This is a genomic window from Janthinobacterium leeuwenhoeki (assembly GCF_051380795.1).
Classification (GTDB): Bacteria; Pseudomonadota; Gammaproteobacteria; order Burkholderiales; family Burkholderiaceae_D; genus Janthinobacterium.
Window position 1 is genome coordinate 1 of record NZ_JBNYXT010000037.1, and the last position, 18506, is coordinate 18506.

Genomic DNA, 18506 nt, shown 5'->3' on the forward strand with positions numbered 1-18506 from the left:
TGGTCATCGCGCATGGTCATGACCACGGCCCTCTCTTGGGTAGTTAAATGTTTATAGCTGTTCGACATGCCGACACCTTACAGGACAAAGGTGTTGCACTTGGTTCTTGAGAACGCCAAGCGTTTAATCGAACACTTGATTGCCTTCTCCAATTGTCCGCATGGCGGCTATATGGTCTATGGCATCGCCGACGCTGGAGCCGCACTGACGGGAGTTGAGCAAACTCAAGTTGAAGAAACCATCTTGCAGCTGACCAATCTGGGCCGAGATGCAGTTGAGCCGCCTCTTATCCTTGACCATGCAGTAGTCGAATACGACGCCATTCCTTTGTTATTCATTTATATCCGCGAACAAGCAGACAAACCCGCACATCGTAGGGGAAAGAGTATTGAAGAAACATGGATAAGATCGGGTGGCACAAGCCGTAAGGCATCTCGATCAGAAGTTGGTGCACTCATGCTCAACAGCCATGCACCGCGCTGGGAGGAATTACGAACGACATCCCTGCTTTCTGCTAGTGAAGTCATCGAACATCTTGACCTAGCCACCATTTCCAAACTCTTGCAGCGCCCTATTCCTGACGACAGCTTTGAGCTGATGCGCTGGCTGGAAGAGGAAAATATGGTTATTCCCGATGGCAGTGGCTACTATATTACGCATTTCGGTGGTATCTCAGCAGCACGTGAGTTGGAACACTTCACGCACCTCAGTCGTAAACGTATTCGAGTCATCCGTTATAGCGGCACCAATAAAGTCGATACCATTGACGAAGTTCGCGGTAACAAAGGCTATGCGGTGGGTTTCGAAGGCTTGATCGGCTACCTACTGCGCGTCTTGCCACATTCGGAAGTGATCCAGCAATCCCTGCGGGAGCAAGTTAGCCTCTACCCTGAAATTGCACTACGCGAATTAATCGCGAATGCCTTGATCCACCAAGATTTTAACGTCACGGGTGCCGGGCCTACCATAGAAATCTACGACGATCGCATTACCTTCACCAATCCGGGAGCACTGCTTCCAAGCAAGCGCCTTGACCGCCTGATCGGTACGACACCCGAGTCACGCAATGAATTGCTGGCATCTAAATTTCGCCAATATCGAATCTGCGAGGAAAGGGGTACGGGATTCCAAAAAGTGGTTTCGGCCGTCGAGTTGTTCGGCATGCCACCCGTCGTCTTCACGCCACTGGAAAACGGTTTCCAAGTCACCTTGTACGCGCCAAGACAGTTCGCCGACATGGCGCAAGCCGAACGGGTGGAAGCTTGCTATCAACATGCCGTTCTGCAGTATTTTTCCAGTCAAACATTGACCAACACCACCTTGCGTACGCGCTTCAAGGTCAGCGAGCGCCAGCGTAATCAAATCACCAACTTGATCGCCGATGCCGTCGCGGCAGGACGCATCAAACGCAAAGACAGCACCAGCGGCAATAAATTCGCGGAATACGTTCCATACTGGACCTGAACCGAGACTAATCCACGCAGCGTCCCACCGTCGCCCCCGGCAACAGCACCGGTTGCCAGATTTCCTGCAGCCGTTCCGGCGGCGTGCCGGCCAGCAGGGATTGCAGCATTTCGACCATCTTGGCGCCGGCGCGGCGCAGGTCGGGCTGGGCTATGGTGGTGACGTTGATGCCGATCAAGGTATCTTCCACATTGCCCCAGACGATGACGGAGATTTCCTTGCCGATCTCGATGCCCGCATCCATCAGCGCGCGCACCACGCCCACGCCGGAGAGGTGATTGTCGACGATGACGGCCGTGGGACGGGGCGAACAAGCCAGCAATTGCTGCATGGCCTGGTAGCCGCTGCGGCGATCAAAAGTATTGTCGAGCAGATATTGGGGGTCCAGCGGCAAGCCCGCTTGCGCCATGCAGCGGATAAAACTTTCCTTGCGCTCGTAGGCAAAATGCAGCTCCAGCGGCGCGCTCAGCAGGGCGATGCGCTGGTGGCCATGCGCCGCCAGGAACGACACAGCCAGGTCAATGCCCGTATCGTTGTCGTAGTCAAAGTACGCGTAGGGCGCATCGATGCGCGTGCGGCCATTCGCGACAAAAGGAAAGCCCACCTTCGTCAGGTAGGCGATGCGCTCGTCGACGACCTTGGTGCGGCCCACCACCAGACCATCGACCTGACGCCCGCGCACCATGGTTTCATATGACGGCTGTTCGTTCTGCGGCGACACGGGGGCGATGATCAAACTCATCTTCGACGCTTCGACGGCGTCCGACATGCCATTGACCACGGAAAGAAAGACGCTGTCGCCCAGGTCGCTGGGCAGCAGGGGATAGATCATGCCCAGCACATTGGTGCGGCCGACGGCCAGGCTGCGCGCCAGCGGATTGGGCCGGTAACCGACTTTCTTGGCGGCGGCCAGGACGATTTCACGGGTGCGGGAATTGACTTCCGGATAGCCGTTCAACGCCCTGCTGACTGTCGTTTTCGACATGCCGAGGGCAATTGCGAGGCTCTTGAGATTCATGTTAACTACCTGTCTGTATGGCAAAAGAAACCAACTCTGACCGTCAATTATAGCCCAGAGCGCCAAACAGGCCGCGTATCACCGTGCGCAAACCCAGTAAAAAAACAACAACATATTGACTATTTAAAAAGCAACGTTTCAAATGTGAGCACTTCCTGCCTTTCCGCAGCGCGGCATCGGTGGTGGCAGACAAACCAGAGCTAAAAGCAACAGCGGGTACTCACTTTTTGAAGTGCTGCGCCAGCCTCCACATGCCGGCTCGGTAACGCAGGGAGCGCACGATAAAATTATCAAGAAAACATAATTGACTGGAAGTGTGCGAGAATTTGTCCTACTCTTGATTCAGGTAAAGCACCGCTTGGCATATTGCGCCTGACGCAGCGCATCGGCCGGGCTCCCTCCCTTTCCTGCACGCCTGGACATACTTTCAAAGGTGAACAATGTGCTCACGCTAACGTCCGTCAACAACTTGCAAGCCTCGCTGGCTACGGCGCAACGCCGGGTCGAGCAAGGCCAGAACCAGGTACAGCGCGACAGTGAACAGCTGGCGCAAAGCCGCCAATCGCTGGCGCGGGAACAGGAATCGCTGAACCAGACCCAACGCAGCAGCCAGCAAGCCCAGGCCGATGCCCCCACCGCCATCAAGGCGCCGCAGCTGGACCAGGCGATCAAGGTGGCCGTGCCGCAGCAAGCGGTCCCCGCCGCGCCAAAAAGCACGCCCCAGCTGAACAGCTATGGCCAGACCCTGGGACGCCTGATCGACGTCACGGCGTAAATTACCGAATCATTTCTTCTTCCAGCATCGCCAACCACCATTTTTCACCCTTCTTCGGCCGTGTCAGGTCGACCGCCTCGCCCATTTGCGGCGTGGCCAGGTTCACGCCCTGCTTGGCCGCCAGTCCCGTGATGCGCTCAAACGGTTCATGCCAGGCATGTAACCCCAGGTCAAAGGTGCCGTTGTGCACGGGCATCAGCCACTTGCCGCGCAAGTCCAGGTGGGCTTGCAAGGTCTGCTCCGGCTGCATGTGCACGTCCGGCCACAGCTGGTCATACGCGCCCGTCTCGATCATGGTCACGTCGAACGGCCCGTACTTGTCGCCGATCTGCTTGAAACCGTCGAAATAGCCGGAGTCGCCGCTGAAAAACACGCGTACCTCGGGCGCGTCGATGACCCACGAAGCCCACAGGGTTTGATTGCCATTAAACAAGCCGCGTCCCGAAAAATGTTGCGACGGTGTCGCGACGAGTTTCACGCCAGCAATTGTCGTGCCCTGCCACCAGTCGAACTGCTGCACCTTGTCTTTCGGCACGCCCCATTCGAGCAAAGTGTCGCCCACGCCCAGCGGCGCGACGAAGTGTTCCGTCTTGGCTGCCAGTTGCAGCACGGCAGCATGGTCGAGGTGGTCGTAATGGTCATGCGACAGGATCACGGCCTTAATCGGCGGCAAGTCGGCGATGCTGATGGGCGGCTGATGGAAACGTTTTGGCCCTGCCCACTGCACCGGCGAGGCACGTTCGGCAAACACGGGGTCGGTGAGGAAGAATTCATTGTTCAGCTTCAACAGCAGGGTCGAATGGCCGAGGCGAAACAGGCTGTTGTCGGGCGCGGCCAGCAGTTGCGCCCGGGTCAAGGCGTGCACGGGCACGGCAGCGGCAGGCACCGTGCTGTCCGGCTTGTCAAAGAAAAATGTCCACATCAACTTGAGCGTTGCTGCCGTGCCCAGCTTGTGCATCTGCACGGGATTGCGGAACTTGCCTTCGTGGCGTTGTGGTGACAAGGTTGAGGAAGAAGCGGGCGCGGCAGGTGCGGCGCGCAGGGTGCAAGAACTCATGATGATCAGGACTCCCAAGAATAAGATGCGGTGCAAGTGCATATGCGGCCCGGTAAATAAAATGCAAGGAATAAATTACACTACACAGTGTAGTTCCGATTTCTGGCAAAGTAAACCAGGAGGTGTAAAATATTGTTTTCAAAGGAGATTTTCAGCCATGGCCGCACCGCAACGCCTCACCGACCGCAAGCGCGTCGCCATCGTCGATGCCGCCATCGCCGAATTCCGCGAGCACGGTTTTGATGCGACCAGCATGGACAAGATCGCCGCCACGGCAGCCGTTTCCAAGCGTACCGTGTACAACCATTTCCCCAGCAAGGACGAGTTATTCGCGGAAATCCTGCAGCGCATGTGGGAAAACAGCATGGCCCAGCCTGCCGTGCCCTATGTGGCCGACCAGCCACTGCGCCCGCAAGTGCTGGCCCTGGTCGAGCAGAAAATGGCCTTGCTGTGCGACGCGGCCTTCATCGACCTGGCGCGCGTGATCTTTGGCGAAACCATCCACTCGCCCGAGCGGGCACAAGCCATGGTGGCGCGCCTGAATGAAAAAGAAACGGGCCTGAATATCTGGATCCGCGCGGCGCAGCAAGATGGGCGCATCAAGGCGGGCGAGACGCTGGAAGTGGCGCACCTGCTGATGTCGCCTTTAAAAACCTTTGCCTTCTGGCCGCAAATCACCCTCGGTGAGCCTCTGCTGGGCCCGGCGCGCCGACGCGAAGTGACGGAACTGGCCGTCGATATTTTCCTGTGCTACTACGGCGTGGCAAAACAGACGGCATAAACGGGCGGCAAATGGGCAGACAGCGTCTGCCAATGCTCGCCCTCGTCGCTGGAATACCAGGCGCCACCCGTCGTCGACGCCAAGCATAAACTGCGCCCATCATCGGCCAGTGCCAGCCCGTGGCGATACACGAGGTCGTAGCAATGCTGCTGCGGCAAGCCCGCACGCAACACCTCAAACGTTTTTCCGCCATCGCGCGTGCGCGTCACAGCCAGCGCACCATCGATGGGAATGCGCAGCACGTCCGCCTGCGCCGGCACGAACCAGGCCGTGTCGCCATCGCGCGGATGCACGGCCACGGCAAAGCCGAAATGCGACAGCGGCGCCGTCGTCACTTCCTGCCAGTGCCAGCCAGCATCGCGCGAACGCCAGATGCCGTTATGGTGCTGGCACCACAGCGCGTCCGGCGTGCCGGCGCTGCGCACGATGCGGTGCGGATCTTGCACGGCTTCGTTTTCATCGAGCTCGGGCGGCATGTAGTCGGCGCGCATGCCCGTCGCGCTCAAAGCCCAGCTGGCGCCGCCGTCGAGCGTTTGCCAGACGCCGCCGCAGGACACGCCGACCAGCACTTTATGGCTGTCGCGCGGGTCGACGCAAATGCTGTGGATGCCGGGCACGTCGTAGCCGCCGCCAAACCACTGCGCCCGCTGCGGCACATGCCACAAGGATTCCACCAGCTGCCAACTGCCGCCACGGTCGCTTGAGCGGAACAGGCCGCCAGGCAAGGTGCCCGCCCACAGCACGCCGGGCTGGTCCGCGCCGCCGGCCGCCAGCGACCAGATCTGCCGCAAGGTCCAGTCCACGCTATCGGTGCTGTCTTCCGGCTTGGCGGGATAGGCGGGCACGGCGACTTCCTGCCATGTGGAACTGCCCGCGTCGAGGCGGTGCAGCTTGGCGCCGAAATGCCCCAGGTTCAGGGCCGCGTACAGGGTGCCGTCGCGGCCATCGTGCAGCAGCATGGAGACGGGGTCGCCAGCAAACTGCACCAGCGCCAGCTGCCAGGCGCCGGCCGCATCGACATCGAACTGGAACAAGCCCTTGCGGGTACCGAGATACGCGCGCTGCGGGATTGCTGTCATGGCGTCAACCTCCGGAAAGTGCCTGCAAGATATACACCTGGCTGTCGGGCTGCAAGGCGTCGTCCAGCACGCGCCGCTCACGGCAACGGGCGCCATCGATGAAGATCACCACGTTGGGGCGCAAGGCGCCCTGCTCGTCAAGCACATAGCCGCGCAGGCGCGGCTGCCGGGCAAACGCGGCAGCGAGGGCGGCGCGCAGACGTGGTGCATCGACGTCCACCGTGGGGACGTCGAGGTAGCGTGCCAGTTGTTGCGTAAAATGCAGATGCGCCATGCTGCCCTTCGACGTCGTCGGCCTCGACTCATTCTAGTCCGCTTTGCGGCCAATACAATTAAAATAGCGGCAAGCACACAAGGAGGCCAGGCATGACGATTACCCCGGAAGAACTAGCGGTGCTGATGCAGGAAGTGGAGGTGGCCGACCCCATCGATTTTGCCGACCTGCCCTTCGACGAGCAGGAATTGCGCGGGCTGATCGCCAACCACCTGTGCGAGATGGCCGACGCGATGGAAAGTTTCAGCCCGGAAGACCGCAACCTGGCCCTGCTGGCCGTGGCGGCCAAGCTGGTGCTGGAAAACCTGGTCTTGCACGTGCAGTTGCTGCGCCGCCACGGCTTGCCCGTCAGCGACGGCGTGGACGCGCTGCTGCAGCGGCTCAAGGGCGGCAAGCCCTGACAGCCGGCCGCGGCAGCGCCCCTATTTACTGCAAGTTGATGGCCGTCACCCGCGACATGCCGTTGCCGTTGTCGCTCACCGAACGGATGTAGAGCACGCCATTGCGCGACAAGGCCAGCTTGCCGGCGAGGCGGAAAGACCAGACGGTTTTTTGACTGGCCAGGTCCAGCGCGTACGTACCCTTCTGGCCAGCAATAAACAGCAGCTTGTTGGTGACGATCAGGTCGCCTCCAAAGCGCTCTTCCTTGACCGCCGACAGGGGCCAGCTCCACAGTACGGCACCCGTCGCCAGACTGCGCGCTTCGAGCGACGCCGTGGCGTGATTGCCCACATACAGCACACCCTGCGCCACCACGGGCTGCGTGGTGAACTGGCCATTGACGCTCCAGCGCACCTGGCGGCTATCCGTGTCGACCAGGGTCAGGCTGTTGTCAACGGAAAAACCAGTGGCAAGACGCTGGTTCAACAGCAGTACGCTGTGCGCATCGGCCAGCACGGGTGCCTGATACAGGCTGGACCGCCTCAAGCCGGTCACCACTTGTCCCGGAACGGCCACGCTCCATTGTTGCGCGCCATCGGCACGATTGAACGCGCGCAAGGTACCCGCCGTATTGCTGTACACCGTGCTGGCATTCACGGCCGGGGTCCACTCGTCGACATTGCCCAAGCTCGATAATCCCAGGCTGGCGGACCACAGATTGCGCCCCGTCGTCGACTCCGCGCTGATCACGTCGTTATTGCCGCCGACATAGACGCTTGCGCCAGCCAGCGTAGGAGCGGTCAGCGGTGAGCTCGCCGTCAGGATGCCGTTCGTCTGCGGCTGCGTGGCAGTGGCCAATTTGACGCCGCTCACGGCGTCAAACGTGTGGACGCTGGCCAAGCCCGCCATCGCCAGGCGCGTGCCCGACACGCCAGGCGCGCTCAGTGCGTTATCGAGCGTCTGCGGCGTGCGCCACTGCTCACTGCTGTCGTGCTCCGACAGGGCCGTCAAGGTATTGGTATAGATGATACTCTTCGCATCCTGGCTATCGGCTGCAGATTGCTCAAGCGAGAAATACACGAGACCATTCGCGGCCACTGGCGGACTCATGCGATAAGTTTTTTCTCCGCCAGCGTATTCCCACGTCCAGCGGCGCGAAAATTTGCCCGCATCGAGATCGACGGGCACCAGGCCCGTGTGTGCCGCATTGCCATTCGTACCCTCCCAATCTCCCGCACCGGACAGCGCGGCCAGACGCGACAGATTGCCCTTCAAGGGCGCCACCGTTACCTTGTAGGGCATGCTTTCGGGCAAATTGTTGTACTTGAGCGCGATCAGGTTCAGCGGCGAAAGCGTGATCTTGCCTGCATAGCTGCCCGGAGGCAAACCTGGCACGGGCTTGAAGGTGAAACGCCAACTGTTCTCCGACAGTTTCTGCTGATCCGACAGCTGGAAAACCGTCACGCCATTCGAGGCCGTCGCTCCCCACAGAGGCCGCTCGCCAAGGTCGCTGCTGACCACCACATGGACATCCGTACAATTTTCCCCTGGCGCCATGTCGCAAGTGCTGCTCACTTCAGACAGTTGCAGCACGCGGCGGTCTTCCGGCCCGAAGAGTCCGCCCCCACCGCCGCAACCGGCGATGAATGGCAAGGCCAGCATCAGGGCAGGCAATGCGGCGGCACGGTACGATCCTTGCATCGTTATAGTCATGTCTCTTCCATGTTCGGGCTTTCCCATCCGCCACCATGGCAAGATTCAAAACCCATCAAATCTTTTAACATGAAAAGATGCAAAAAATATCACACATTCTCACCAGCGCAAGGCAAGGTCAAGTGCGGCGCACGGCCCGCGCCTGCACGGTGAGATCGCTTTCGGCCACGGCCACGCAAGGCAGGATGTAGCCATCGAGCCGCTCATCAGGGCTGATGCCGGGCCAGTCCACCGTGTAGCGTATTTTTCCTTCGGGCATGTGGCAGATGCACGTGCGGCAAGTGCCATTGCGGCAGGAGCTGAGCAGACGGATGCCGGCCAGTTCGGCAGCGGCCAGCACGGTAGTGCCGGCCGCTGCCGTGAATTGCCAGCCTTGCGGAAGGATGGTGATGGTAAAGGGCGCGTTCATGCGCCCAGTTTAACAGTCCGCCAGCGTGGTCCAGCGACCGCCATCCGCATGGCTGCGCAGCACGGCTTCCGCAAAGGCCAGGCCCGCCACGCCATCGGTGACAGTCGGCAACCAACTGGCTTCCCTGGGCACGGGCAAGCCCGCCTGCAAGGCGCGAATGCGCAAAGCCGCATCCAGGTACAGCTGGGCGAACGCTTCCAGATAACCTTCCGGATGGCCGGCCGGCACGCGCGTGGCATGGCGCGCGGCCGCGCTGTCGACCCGGCCCGGACGCAGCAGCTGCCGGTTGCCGCCCTGCGGCGTGATCCACAGCGCGCTCGGTTGTTCCTGATCAAAATCCAGCTGCGCCTTGCTGCCGAACAAACGCAGGCGCACCGTGTTTTCGCAACCCGTCGCCACCTGGCTGGCCCACAGCGTACCTTTTGCGCCGTTGGCGTAGCGCAACATCACCTGCACGTGGTCGTCCAGCGTGCGCTTGGGAACAAAGGTCGACAGTTCCGCCAGCACGGCGTACGGCGTCAATCCGCTGACGAACTGCGCCAGATGATAGGCGTGCAGCCCCACATCGAGCAGGGTGCCGCCAGGGCCGGCCTTGTGCGGGTCGTTATGCCAGTTGCCCTCGTTCATGCCGCCAGCCGCGATGGCGTCGGCCAGCCAGTCCTGCGAATATTCCACCTGCACGAGGCGCAGCTCGCCGATCTCGCCCGCCTCGACCATGGCTTTCGCATGGCGCAGCAGCGGATAACCGCTGTAGGTATGCGTGAGCGCAAACAGCAGATTCTGACGTTGCGCCAGCGCTGCCAGCGCCTGCCCCTCCGCCAGCGAGATGCCCAGCGGCTTGTCGCAAATCACGTGTATGCCCGCTTCCAGGAACGCCGTGGCGACGGGCGCATGTAAATGGTTGGGCGTGACGATGGCCACGGCCTCGATGCCGTCCGCGCGCGCGGCCTCCATCTGCGCCATGGCGCGGTAATCGCTGTAACAGCGTTCGGGCGCCAGGTGCAGCGCGGCACCGCTGTCGCGTGCACGCTCCGGGTCGGACGACAGGGCGCCCGCCACCAGTTCATACTGGTCGTCGATGCGCGAAGCGATGCGGTGCACGGCGCCGATGAACGCGCCCTGTCCGCCCCCTACCATGCCCAGCCGTAAGCGTCGCTGCATGTCGTCTCCTTATTTCAAGCCAAGCAAGTGATGAATTTGATCCTGGTCAACCGCACTGCCGGCGAAATCGTCGAACGCGTGCCCGGCCACGTGGATGATGTGCTCGCGGATGAAGCGCGCCCCTTCGGCCGCGCCATCCTCGGGATGCTTCAAACAGCATTCCCACTCCAGCACGGCCCAGCCGGGAAAGTCGTATTGCGCCATCTTCGAGAAAATCGCCTTGAAGTCGATCTGTCCGTCGCCCAGCGAGCGGAAGCGCCCGGCCCGGTCTTGCCAGTCGGCATAGCCGCCATACACGCCCTGGCGTCCGTTGGGCCGGAATTCCGCGTCCTTGACGTGGAAAGCCTTGATGCGCGCATGATAAATGTCAATGAAGGCCAGGTAATCGAGCTGCTGCAGCACGAAGTGGCTGGGGTCGTACAAAATGGAGGCACGCGGGTGATCGTTGACGGCGGCAAGAAAGCGCTCGAACGTCACGCCATCGTGCAAGTCCTCGCCCGGATGCAATTCATAGCAGAGGTCCACGCCGGCCACGTCAAACGCATCGAGGATGGGCAGCCAGCGCTTGGCCAGTTCCGCGAATGCCGTCTCCACCAGGCCGGCGGGACGCTGCGGCCACGGGTACAGATACGGCCAGGCCAGCGCGCCGGAAAACGTCACGTGCGCCTTCAGGCCCAGGCGCTGCGAGGCGGTTGCCGCCCACAGCAATTGCTGCGTGGCCCAGGCCGTGCGGGCCGCGCTGTCGCCACGCACCTGCTCGGGTGCAAAACCGTCGAACAGCGCGTCGTAGGCGGGATGCACGGCGATCAGCTGGCCCTGCAAATGCGTCGACAGTTCCGTCACCTGCAAGCCGTGGCGCGCCAGCAAGGCTTTCACGTCGTCGCAGTACTGCTGACTGGCCGCCGCTTGTTCCAGATCAAACAAGCGCGGCGCCGTGGGCAGCTGCAAGCCCTTGTAACCCAGGCCGGCGGCCCATTGCGCCAGGTGCTCTAGCGAGTCGAACGGCGGCTCATCGCCGAGAAACTGGGCCAGGAAAATGGCCGGGCCCTGGATGGTTTTCATGGGTAGTCCTTATCAACCCCAAGAGCAAAATCCGGGGTCAGACCCGGCGGGTCTGACCCCAGCACTTGCTGTTGGGTACATTGCGAAAATTAAAAAGGCGAGTTCGGAAAGTAGAACTGCTTGGCGTTCTCGCGCGTGATCAGCACCGATGGGATGATGGTGTTGGCCGGCAATTTATCACCTTTCAGGCGCGCTTCCGTCGTCAGCTTGATGGCGTCGTACATGAATTTCGGCGAATACGAGACGTCGGCCACGATCAGCGGATCGGAACCATCCATGATCTTTTTCACCGCGCCCTTCGCGCCCGCGCCGCCGAACACTTGCTTGATGTCCGTGCGCTTGGCTTGCGCGATAGCTTTTTGCACGCCGATGGCCATGTCGTCATCGGCGGCCCAGACGGCGTCGATGTGCTTGAAGCGCGTCAGATAATCCTGCATGACCTTGAAGGCATCGTCGCGATTCCAGTTGCCATACTTGGCGTCCAGCACCTTGATCTCGGGATGGCCTTTCATGACGGCACTGAACGCATCGTAGCGCTCGTTGTCCAGGGTGGTCGGCATGCCGCGCAGCACGACGATATTGCCCTTGCCATTCAGGCTCTTCGCCAGATATTCGGCCGGCAGCTTGCCAAACGCCGTATTGTCGCCGGCAATATACGCATCCTGCGACTGCGTATTCGTCAAGCCACGGTCCACCACGGTCACGTAGACGCCCTTGTTTTTCACTTGCGCCACGGGCTGCGTCAGGGACGCCGATTCGATGGGGAAGATCACCAGGGTGTTGATCTTGTTCACCGTCAACATGTCCTGCAACTGATTCGCCTGCTCTGGCGCCGTGGCGGCCGTCTTGACGATGATTTTCAGGCCCGGATGGGCTTTTTCCAGCTCCGCCTTGGCCTGGTTCGCCCACCACACGATGCCGGACGTAAAACTGTGCGTGGCCGTCGGAATGGCTACGCCCACCACCAGCTTATTTTCCACATTCGCGGCGGCCTGCGCACTCGGCAGCGCCCACGCCTGCATCACCAGCACTGCCATCCCTGCTACCCGTATAAAGCTCTTCATGCTGCTCTCCTCCAAGGTTGTGGGCGCCCGTTGGCCGCCCTTTCAGAACGCCGCTGTTTTTTTATTTGCGGCCTCGCTGCAGGAAGGCGACGGCGATGATCACCACGCCTTGCACTGCGGCATTCAGGTAGACACTGATGATGCTGGTCAAATTCAGGATATTGCTGATCACGGACAAGAGGATGGCGCCGATCACGGTGCCGACGATGCGCCCTTCTCCCCCCTTCAGGGCCGTGCCGCCCACGACAACGGCGGCGATCGCTTCGAGTTCCCACAGCAAGCCCGTGGTCGGCGTGGCCGAACCCAGGCGCGGCACGTACAGCACCGTGGCGATGCCCACGCACACGCCCAGCAACATGTAGGTGGCGATCTTGACCTTGTCGACATGGATGGCCGCATAGCGCGCCACTTGCTCGTTGGAACCAATCGCCTGCACATGGCGGCCAAACGTCGTGCGGTTGAGGATGATGGCGCCGGCCGCCGCAACGATCAGAAAAATCCAGATCGGTATTGGCGCGCCCAGCACGCTGGTGTAATACACGGGGCTGTACAGCTCGGACAGGGTCGCGTCCAGGGTCAGGGCGCCGCCGTCGGCCAGGTAGGTCAATACGGCGCGGAAGATGCCCAAGGTGCCCAGGGTGACGATGAACGGTTCGATATTGCCCTTGCTGATGAGCAAGCCGTGCATCAGCCCAAAGCCGGCGCCCAGGATCAATGCCATGGCGATGCCCAGCACCAGCATGGTGATCGGCGCCAGGTCGCCGCCTGCACCTTGCGCCAGCGCATTCATGAAATAAATCATGCAGCCGGCGATCAGGGCCGCCATGGAACCGACGGACAGGTCGATGCCGCCCGAGATAATCACGAAGGTCATGCCGACGGCGATGATGCCGATGAAGGCCGTGCGCGTGAACACGTTCATCAGATTGTCCAGGGTGGCGAAATCGCCATTGAGCAAGGTGCCCGCGATGCATAGGGCCAGCAGGCCAAGCACGGGGCCTAAGCCCTTGATGCGCGCGCCAAAGCTGGCAACGGCGGCGGCAAGCGGGGATACGGTGGTGTCAGTGCGTGCCGGTTGCATGGGCAATCAACTCCTCTTCGGTCAGGTGGTCAGCAGACAGGGTGGCTTGCAAGGTACCGGCGCGCATCACCGCGACGCGGTGGCACAAGCCGATCAATTCGATCAGTTCGGACGAGATCACGATCACGGCGCGCCCTTCGGCGGCCAGGCGGTGTATCAAAAAATAAATGTCGCGCTTGGCGCCCACGTCCACGCCACGGCTCGGCTCGTCGAGCACGACGACACGTGGATCCGAATGCAGGTATTTCGCCAGCGCCAGCTTTTGCTGGTTGCCGCCGGACAGCATGCGCGCGCGGCTGTCCAGGTCGCCCGTGCGGATATTGAAGTCAAGCACCGCCTTGGCCAGCGCCCCCTTTTCCGCTTTCAAGTTCAGCCAGGGCTGCGCATAGCGCTCCATCGTCATCATGGTGAGGTTTTCCCGCAAACCCAGATTCACGTGCAAGCCCTTGCCCTTGCGGTCTTCGCTCAGGTATGTCATGCCGTGCTGCATGGCTTCACGCGGCGTGCGGATGTCCACCGGCTGGCCATTGAGATGAATCACACCCGCGCTGCGCGGACGCAAGCCCAGCAAGGCTTCGAACGATTCCGTGCGCCCCGCGCCCACCAGGCCCGCAAAGCCCAGCACTTCACCGGCGCGCACCTCGAACGACAGGTCTTTCGACCAGCCGGGCACGCACAAACCCTCCACTTTCAGGAGCACGGGCGCGTCTGCGGCCAGCGCCGCTTTCGCGGGAAACATGTCAGACAGTTCGCGCCCCACCATCAGGTTCGCCATCTGCTGGCGCGTGAGGCTGGCCGTCGGCTCGCGCGTGACGAAACGCCCGTCGCGCATGACGATGACCTCATCCGTGTTGCGCTCGACTTCATCGAGCTTGTGCGAGATATACAAAATGGTGACGCCATCCGCTTTCAGCTGCGCCATGACGGCGAACAGGCGCTGGGTTTCCGACGACGTCAGGGTGGCGGTCGGCTCGTCCATGATCAAAAAGCGGGCACGGCGCGACAGGGCCTTGGCGATTTCCACAAGCTGCTTTTCAGCCACGATGAGGTCGCGGATTGTCGTGTCGGGCGAGACCTCCAGGCCCACCTGTTTCAAATAGCGCGACGCCTCTGCGCGCATGGCGGCCTCGTCGAGCAGCCAGCCGCGCGTCTTTTCGTGGCCCAGAAACATGTTCTGCGCCACCGTCAAGTGTTCAGCCAGGTTGAATTCCTGGTGGATCAGCACGATGCCGGCGCTCTCCGCCGCGCGCGAACTGGTGAAATGCCGGGGCTGGCCATCGATCAGCAGTTGCCCCTCGCTCACGCTCTCGTAGCCAGCGAGGATTTTCATCAGGGTCGACTTGCCGGCGCCGTTTTCGCCCAGCAAGCCATACACGCGCCCGGGCGACAAGGTAAAACTGACGCCATGCAAGACGCGCACGGGGCCGAAATCCTTGCAGACCCCCTCGAAACCGACGGCAACGCTCACTATGCACTCCCTCGCAGAATTAATCGGTGTTGCAGCAGCACGCCAGGCACACTGGCCGCCGGGTTGGCCAGGCGCTGCAGCAATAATCGCGCCGCCGTCTCGCCCAGCTCGCGCATCGGCTGCGCGATGGTGGTCAGGCCGGGAGCTATCTGCGCCGCGATGGCGATATCGTCGAAGCCGATGACGGCCACGTCTTCCGGCACGCGCTTGTTCAACTGGCGCAGTGCGCTCAGCACGCCTATGGCCAGGGTGTCGGAGACGGCAAAGATGGCCGTGGGCGCATCCGGTCCCGCCATCATCCGCAAAGTGGCGGCCGTGCCCGCTTCATAGTCGAGGCTTTGCACCGTATGCACCCATTGCGGCTGCACGGGCAGGCCGGCCCCCGCCAGGGTATCCAGATAGCCTTGCTGGCGTTGCCGCGCGTACAGATAGCGTTCATCCGAATTGATCAAGCCGATACGCGTATGGCCACGCGACAGCAGATGCGCGACGGCGTCGGAGGCGGCGCGGTGATTGTCGATGCCGACATAGGGCACGGCCACGGCGGGATCGAATTCGCAGCACGCCACCCATGGCAGGCTGACGGACTCATGCGACAGGGCATGCTGCACCGTGTCCGGGTCGAGGCAGATGGCGCCGTCGGCGCGGTGCATGCGCAGCAAGTCGAAGTACGAGCGTTCGCGGCCCGCGTCGGCGCCCGTGTCGCACAGCAGCACAAAGTAACCGTGTTCGCGCGCCACCGTGTCGATGCCGCGCACGATCTGCGCATAGAATGGGTTGCCCACGTCGGGCACCATGGTCAGCAGCATGCGGCTCTCGGCCGTGCGCAGGCTGCGCGCCAGGTGGTTCATGCGGTAGCCCAGCGCCGCCACGGACGCCAGCACCTTGTCGCGCGTGGGCGCCCGCACGCCTGCCTGCTCGTTCATCACGCGCGAGACGGTGGCCACCGACACGCCCGCATGCGCGGCGACGGCGCTGATGGAGACGGTTTCTGTCGGCAAAGGAGAAGGAACGGCTGGCTGCATGGGGTTTTCATATAAATGTAATCGATTACATTTATAAGCCAGCCGCGCGCCCGATGCAAACACTATCGATGCTGCGCTGCGCAAAAGAGGCAGGAAAGTGGCACAAAAGGGGCCCTGCACGGGCCCGCCGCAAGCGGCTATTTCTGTGGCGGCGAGGTATTCTGCTGCACGGCAAAACGCCGTGCAGCAGATCAGGGAGAACTTATTTCATCAGCGCACAAAACGTCTCGGGATTGCCGTCAAGAATGACGCCGCTGGGCCAGCGGTGGTTGCGCTGCTGGGCGCGCAGCAAGGATGCGGCCAGGGCCGAATCGCCATCGACGGCATACACGAAGACGGGCATGTTCAGACTGGCCGCGTCGCCCAGCAAATTCGGATTGGCGTCCAGGCTGCGCGCATCCACGTGCACGCCCGTGGGCATGCCAATCTGCTGCTGCACGCGCTGCAGCCACGGCTTGTCCAGCTTGGGCGGACGGGCATTTTTCGCGATATAGCGGCTGACCCGGTTGGCGCCGGCCGCCTGCGCATGGCGCGCGTCAAACACCAGCAAACCCAGATAACCCTGCGGATCGGCGCGGCGCGCGCACGCCAGGTTGTTCGGCACGCCCGAGGTCAAGAACCAGTTGCCATGCTTGATGTTCGCGCGCAACTGCCCCACCAGGGTGGCGATGGGCGCGCATGACGACACGACATCCTTGATTTCCGCATTCAGGGTTTTGGCCGGGAACGCCGTGGCCAGGTCGGCGACATCGCTGACGAACGGCGGCGTTTCCGGCGTGGCCACGCCACGGTTCTTCATGCTGGCGGCGCGCCAGTCGTCGGCCGTCAACTGCTTGACGGTGCGCGGCGATCCCGTGTCGACGACTCTCCCCGTCAGCAAATCGTGGTGCACCACCCAGCTGCCGTCGCCCAGCAGCTGCAAATCCGTCTCGACGCCGTCCCAAGTGCCGAAATACGTGTTGCGCAGCGCGCTCAGCGAGTTTTCCGGCGCATTGCCGGCGCCACGGTGGGCGTGCACCTTCATGCCCAGGCAGTCGGCCTGGACAGCCGTGCTGGCCATGCTGAGCAGCACGGCCAGCGCGGCCGCCTTATTTTTGTTGCGCGTGATAGCCATAATGAATTCCCTGCAAAACATGGATGCGGATCGCTTCGTTGACGGGGTAGCTGTAGCCCTGCCCCACCGCCACGACGTGCGTGATATTGGCCAGGATGGCCTTGCCGGCGAGATTCCAGCGCGTGCTGTCGGGCTCGCCCTGGCGCGTCCAGTCCAGCATTTGCCGGAACAGCTCGCTGCGCGTGACGTTGTTGTCGAGCACCGACAAGATACCCCAGGTACCCGCAAAGGCCGTCGCCAGCACGCCCGTGGCGATCCAGGCGGAACGGCGGCTCAGCTGTCCATCGGCGCCCGCCTGCTCGCCACGGCGCATGGCCAGCAGCAATAATACGACGGTGGCAATCAAATACAGCAATTTGGAAAAGTGACCGATGGCGCCCAGCAGCGAGAAGAACAGGGCCACGGGCGGCACGATGGCGGCGCGCGCCGCTTCCTTGCCCTCATGGAAGAACCTGCCACCCTGCTCGAAATCCGCGCGGCTGGCGCGGTATTCCACCAGTTTTTCCGCCGTCTGGCGATCCAGGAACTGCTCGAACAGGCGCCCGAACTCGGCGGGACTGGCATACGATGCCTGCACCGTGGCGCCAGCCGGCAGTTTCAAGGCTTCGCGCAATTGCGCCTGCACGCCGGGGCGCGCGACAAAGGCGGCAAACGGCAAGCCCGGCGGGATGCGCTCGCCGCGCACGGTAACGCCCTTGCTGGCAGCCTCGGCCGCATAGCGGCGCTTGACGGCGGCGCGGAAGCCCCGCTCGTCGTCGGTACGCCAGTTGGCGGGCACGGGCACTTTCTTGCGCACATTATTGACGACGGCCGCCTGGCGCCGCATCGGCACCGAATGCGGCTGCCAGCCACGGCGCGACAGGCTGCTCACATATTCCTGCCACGAGGATTGCTGCTTGGCCAGCAAACCGGCATCGCTGTCGGGGATGATGCCCGCATACAATTCCCACTTGCCGGCCAGCTCGCGCATGGCTTCCGGATATTTGTCATAGTAGCCGGACGGGCCGCCTGCCACCTGGCGCACGTTGGCGCGCACCAGCTGCTCCTTGGCCGGCCCCATGCGCTCGTCAAGATGGCGCACCGACACGGCCAGGAAGGGGAACAGGGCCAGGAAAGACTTGCCTTCCGGCTTGGCGAACAGGGTGGGATCGTCGACCAGGCCCTGCAGCTGCAAGCTGCCGCCTACCAGCGAGCGCTGCAGCAAGGTGGTGTTGAAGGCCATGCGGCGAAATTCCGCGTCGCGCGTGTTGACCAGCACATTCACCGTGGTTTTCAGCACGCCGAAGACGACGCCGGCCGTGACCAGGCAGCAAACGAGGATTTTTACCCAGCCAGGGCCGCTGCCATTGTTCTTCAGGCGGCGGCGCCACATCAGCTGCAGCACCACCAGCGCGGCAGCGATGCCGGACAGGCTGCGGCCATAGAATTCCACCCCTTCCACGTCTTCCGGCTTGACATTGCCGCCCACCACATCGAGCAAGCGGGCATTGAAGCCCAGCTCGAAGCACAGGTACATCATCGTCAGAACGATCAGGATCAGGGTCTGCCGGATTTGCAGACTGCGCAAACTCGCGGCCATT

At 62.0% G+C, this 18506-nt stretch carries 18 protein-coding genes; 4 read left to right on the forward strand and 14 right to left on the reverse strand.

Going from position 1 to position 18506, the window contains the following annotated elements; genetic code table 11:
- Nucleotides 1-66: 66 nt before the first annotated feature.
- Nucleotides 67-1464 carry an ATP-binding protein gene (locus tag ACQ4WS_RS21685; RefSeq protein WP_436479083.1) on the forward strand — a complete coding sequence of 466 codons (1398 nt, stop codon included), beginning with the start codon at nt 67-69 and terminating at the stop codon, nt 1462-1464.
- Between the two features lie 7 nt (nt 1465-1471).
- Here ACQ4WS_RS21685 and ACQ4WS_RS21690 read toward each other — a convergent pair whose 3' ends face one another.
- Nucleotides 1472-2482: a substrate-binding domain-containing protein gene (locus ACQ4WS_RS21690; RefSeq protein ID WP_436479084.1), complete on the reverse strand. Its 1011-nt coding sequence runs from the start codon at nt 2480-2482 to the stop codon at nt 1472-1474.
- Nucleotides 2483-2924: 442 nt separating this feature from the next.
- Here ACQ4WS_RS21690 and ACQ4WS_RS21695 point away from each other — a divergent pair, with 442 nt between their 5' ends.
- A complete protein-coding gene (locus ACQ4WS_RS21695) occupies nt 2925-3257 on the forward strand; it encodes a hypothetical protein (RefSeq protein ID WP_436479085.1) in 333 nt (110 codons plus the stop codon).
- Nucleotide 3258: 1 nt separating this feature from the next.
- On the opposite strand, the gene ACQ4WS_RS21700 is transcribed toward ACQ4WS_RS21695, so the two are convergent.
- Nucleotides 3259-4314, reverse strand: coding sequence for an MBL fold metallo-hydrolase (locus ACQ4WS_RS21700; protein WP_436479086.1), 1056 nt, complete (start codon nt 4312-4314; stop codon nt 3259-3261).
- Between the two features lie 157 nt (nt 4315-4471).
- Here ACQ4WS_RS21700 and ACQ4WS_RS21705 point away from each other — a divergent pair, with 157 nt between their 5' ends.
- A complete protein-coding gene (locus ACQ4WS_RS21705; RefSeq protein WP_436479087.1) occupies nt 4472-5095 on the forward strand; it encodes a TetR/AcrR family transcriptional regulator in 624 nt (207 codons plus the stop codon).
- Here ACQ4WS_RS21705 and ACQ4WS_RS21710 read toward each other — a convergent pair.
- Nucleotides 5068-6174, reverse strand: a complete 1107-nt coding sequence (locus tag ACQ4WS_RS21710) for a WD40/YVTN/BNR-like repeat-containing protein (RefSeq protein WP_436479088.1) — start codon at nt 6172-6174, stop codon at nt 5068-5070. The two genes, ACQ4WS_RS21705 and ACQ4WS_RS21710, sit on opposite strands and share 28 nt — an antisense overlap.
- Nucleotides 6175-6178: 4 nt before the next feature.
- Nucleotides 6179-6448: a ubiquitin family protein gene (locus tag ACQ4WS_RS21715; protein WP_436479089.1), complete on the reverse strand. Its 270-nt coding sequence runs from the start codon at nt 6446-6448 to the stop codon at nt 6179-6181.
- Between the two features lie 92 nt (nt 6449-6540).
- Here ACQ4WS_RS21715 and ACQ4WS_RS21720 point away from each other — a divergent pair, with 92 nt between their 5' ends.
- The gene (locus ACQ4WS_RS21720; protein WP_436479090.1) at nt 6541-6849 is read left to right on the forward strand and encodes a hypothetical protein; all 309 of its coding nucleotides are present in this window, start codon (nt 6541-6543) and stop codon (nt 6847-6849) included.
- A gap of 25 nt (nt 6850-6874) precedes the next feature.
- On the opposite strand, the gene ACQ4WS_RS21725 is transcribed toward ACQ4WS_RS21720, so the two are convergent.
- From ACQ4WS_RS21725 to ACQ4WS_RS21770, 10 genes are all read right to left on the reverse strand, one after another.
- On the reverse strand, nt 6875-8542 hold the full coding sequence (locus ACQ4WS_RS21725; protein ID WP_436479091.1) for an outer membrane protein assembly factor BamB family protein: 1668 nt from the start codon (nt 8540-8542) through the stop codon (nt 6875-6877).
- Between the two features lie 118 nt (nt 8543-8660).
- Nucleotides 8661-8951 carry a 2Fe-2S iron-sulfur cluster-binding protein gene (locus ACQ4WS_RS21730; RefSeq protein ID WP_436479092.1) on the reverse strand — a complete coding sequence of 97 codons (291 nt, stop codon included), beginning with the start codon at nt 8949-8951 and terminating at the stop codon, nt 8661-8663.
- A gap of 9 nt (nt 8952-8960) precedes the next feature.
- Nucleotides 8961-10112, reverse strand: a complete 1152-nt coding sequence (locus ACQ4WS_RS21735) for a Gfo/Idh/MocA family protein (protein ID WP_436479093.1) — start codon at nt 10110-10112, stop codon at nt 8961-8963.
- 9 nt (nt 10113-10121) lie between these two features.
- Complete coding sequence (locus tag ACQ4WS_RS21740) at nt 10122-11174, reverse strand: sugar phosphate isomerase/epimerase family protein (protein WP_436479094.1); 1053 nt, start codon at nt 11172-11174, stop codon at nt 10122-10124.
- Nucleotides 11175-11263: 89 nt separating this feature from the next.
- A complete protein-coding gene (locus ACQ4WS_RS21745) occupies nt 11264-12196 on the reverse strand; it encodes a substrate-binding domain-containing protein (RefSeq protein WP_436479131.1) in 933 nt (310 codons plus the stop codon).
- A 103-nt stretch (nt 12197-12299) separates the two neighbouring features.
- Nucleotides 12300-13319 (reverse strand): ABC transporter permease, encoded by a 1020-nt coding sequence (locus ACQ4WS_RS21750; RefSeq protein ID WP_436479095.1) that lies wholly within the window; start codon nt 13317-13319, stop codon nt 12300-12302.
- Entirely contained in the window at nt 13300-14787 is a 1488-nt protein-coding gene (locus tag ACQ4WS_RS21755; RefSeq protein ID WP_436479096.1) for a sugar ABC transporter ATP-binding protein, read from the reverse strand. Before ACQ4WS_RS21755 ends, ACQ4WS_RS21750 begins: the two co-directional genes overlap by 20 nt.
- Nucleotides 14787-15812, reverse strand: a complete 1026-nt coding sequence (locus ACQ4WS_RS21760; RefSeq protein ID WP_436479097.1) for a LacI family DNA-binding transcriptional regulator — start codon at nt 15810-15812, stop codon at nt 14787-14789. Before ACQ4WS_RS21760 ends, ACQ4WS_RS21755 begins: the two co-directional genes overlap by 1 nt.
- Before the next feature lie 202 nt (nt 15813-16014).
- The gene (locus ACQ4WS_RS21765) at nt 16015-16926 is read right to left on the reverse strand and encodes a glycerophosphodiester phosphodiesterase (RefSeq protein WP_436479098.1); all 912 of its coding nucleotides are present in this window, start codon (nt 16924-16926) and stop codon (nt 16015-16017) included.
- Nucleotides 16901-18505, reverse strand: coding sequence for a hypothetical protein (locus tag ACQ4WS_RS21770; protein ID WP_436479099.1), 1605 nt, complete (start codon nt 18503-18505; stop codon nt 16901-16903). Before ACQ4WS_RS21770 ends, ACQ4WS_RS21765 begins: the two co-directional genes overlap by 26 nt.
- Nucleotide 18506 lies beyond the last annotated feature (1 nt).

Excerpts from the sequence above, each read along its gene's own strand:
- ACQ4WS_RS21685 (WP_436479083.1), top strand. The coding sequence starts at position 67 with ATGCCGACACCTTACAGGACAAAGGTGTTGCACTTGGTTCTTGAGAAC.
- ACQ4WS_RS21690 (WP_436479084.1), bottom strand. The coding sequence starts at position 2,482 with ATGAATCTCAAGAGCCTCGCAATTGCCCTCGGCATGTCGAAAACGACA.
- ACQ4WS_RS21700 (WP_436479086.1), bottom strand. The coding sequence starts at position 4,314 with ATGAGTTCTTGCACCCTGCGCGCCGCACCTGCCGCGCCCGCTTCTTCC.
- ACQ4WS_RS21705 (WP_436479087.1), top strand. The coding sequence starts at position 4,472 with ATGGCCGCACCGCAACGCCTCACCGACCGCAAGCGCGTCGCCATCGTC.
- ACQ4WS_RS21710 (WP_436479088.1), bottom strand. The coding sequence starts at position 6,174 with ATGACAGCAATCCCGCAGCGCGCGTATCTCGGTACCCGCAAGGGCTTG.
- ACQ4WS_RS21715 (WP_436479089.1), bottom strand. The coding sequence starts at position 6,448 with ATGGCGCATCTGCATTTTACGCAACAACTGGCACGCTACCTCGACGTC.
- ACQ4WS_RS21720 (WP_436479090.1), top strand. The coding sequence starts at position 6,541 with ATGACGATTACCCCGGAAGAACTAGCGGTGCTGATGCAGGAAGTGGAG.
- ACQ4WS_RS21725 (WP_436479091.1), bottom strand. The coding sequence starts at position 8,542 with ATGACTATAACGATGCAAGGATCGTACCGTGCCGCCGCATTGCCTGCC.
- ACQ4WS_RS21730 (WP_436479092.1), bottom strand. The coding sequence starts at position 8,951 with ATGAACGCGCCCTTTACCATCACCATCCTTCCGCAAGGCTGGCAATTC.
- ACQ4WS_RS21735 (WP_436479093.1), bottom strand. The coding sequence starts at position 10,112 with ATGCAGCGACGCTTACGGCTGGGCATGGTAGGGGGCGGACAGGGCGCG.
- ACQ4WS_RS21740 (WP_436479094.1), bottom strand. The coding sequence starts at position 11,174 with ATGAAAACCATCCAGGGCCCGGCCATTTTCCTGGCCCAGTTTCTCGGC.
- ACQ4WS_RS21745 (WP_436479131.1), bottom strand. The coding sequence starts at position 12,196 with ATGCAGGCGTGGGCGCTGCCGAGTGCGCAGGCCGCCGCGAATGTGGAA.
- ACQ4WS_RS21750 (WP_436479095.1), bottom strand. The coding sequence starts at position 13,319 with ATGCAACCGGCACGCACTGACACCACCGTATCCCCGCTTGCCGCCGCC.
- ACQ4WS_RS21760 (WP_436479097.1), bottom strand. The coding sequence starts at position 15,812 with ATGCAGCCAGCCGTTCCTTCTCCTTTGCCGACAGAAACCGTCTCCATC.
- ACQ4WS_RS21765 (WP_436479098.1), bottom strand. The coding sequence starts at position 16,926 with ATGGCTATCACGCGCAACAAAAATAAGGCGGCCGCGCTGGCCGTGCTG.
- ACQ4WS_RS21770 (WP_436479099.1), bottom strand. The coding sequence starts at position 18,505 with ATGGCCGCGAGTTTGCGCAGTCTGCAAATCCGGCAGACCCTGATCCTG.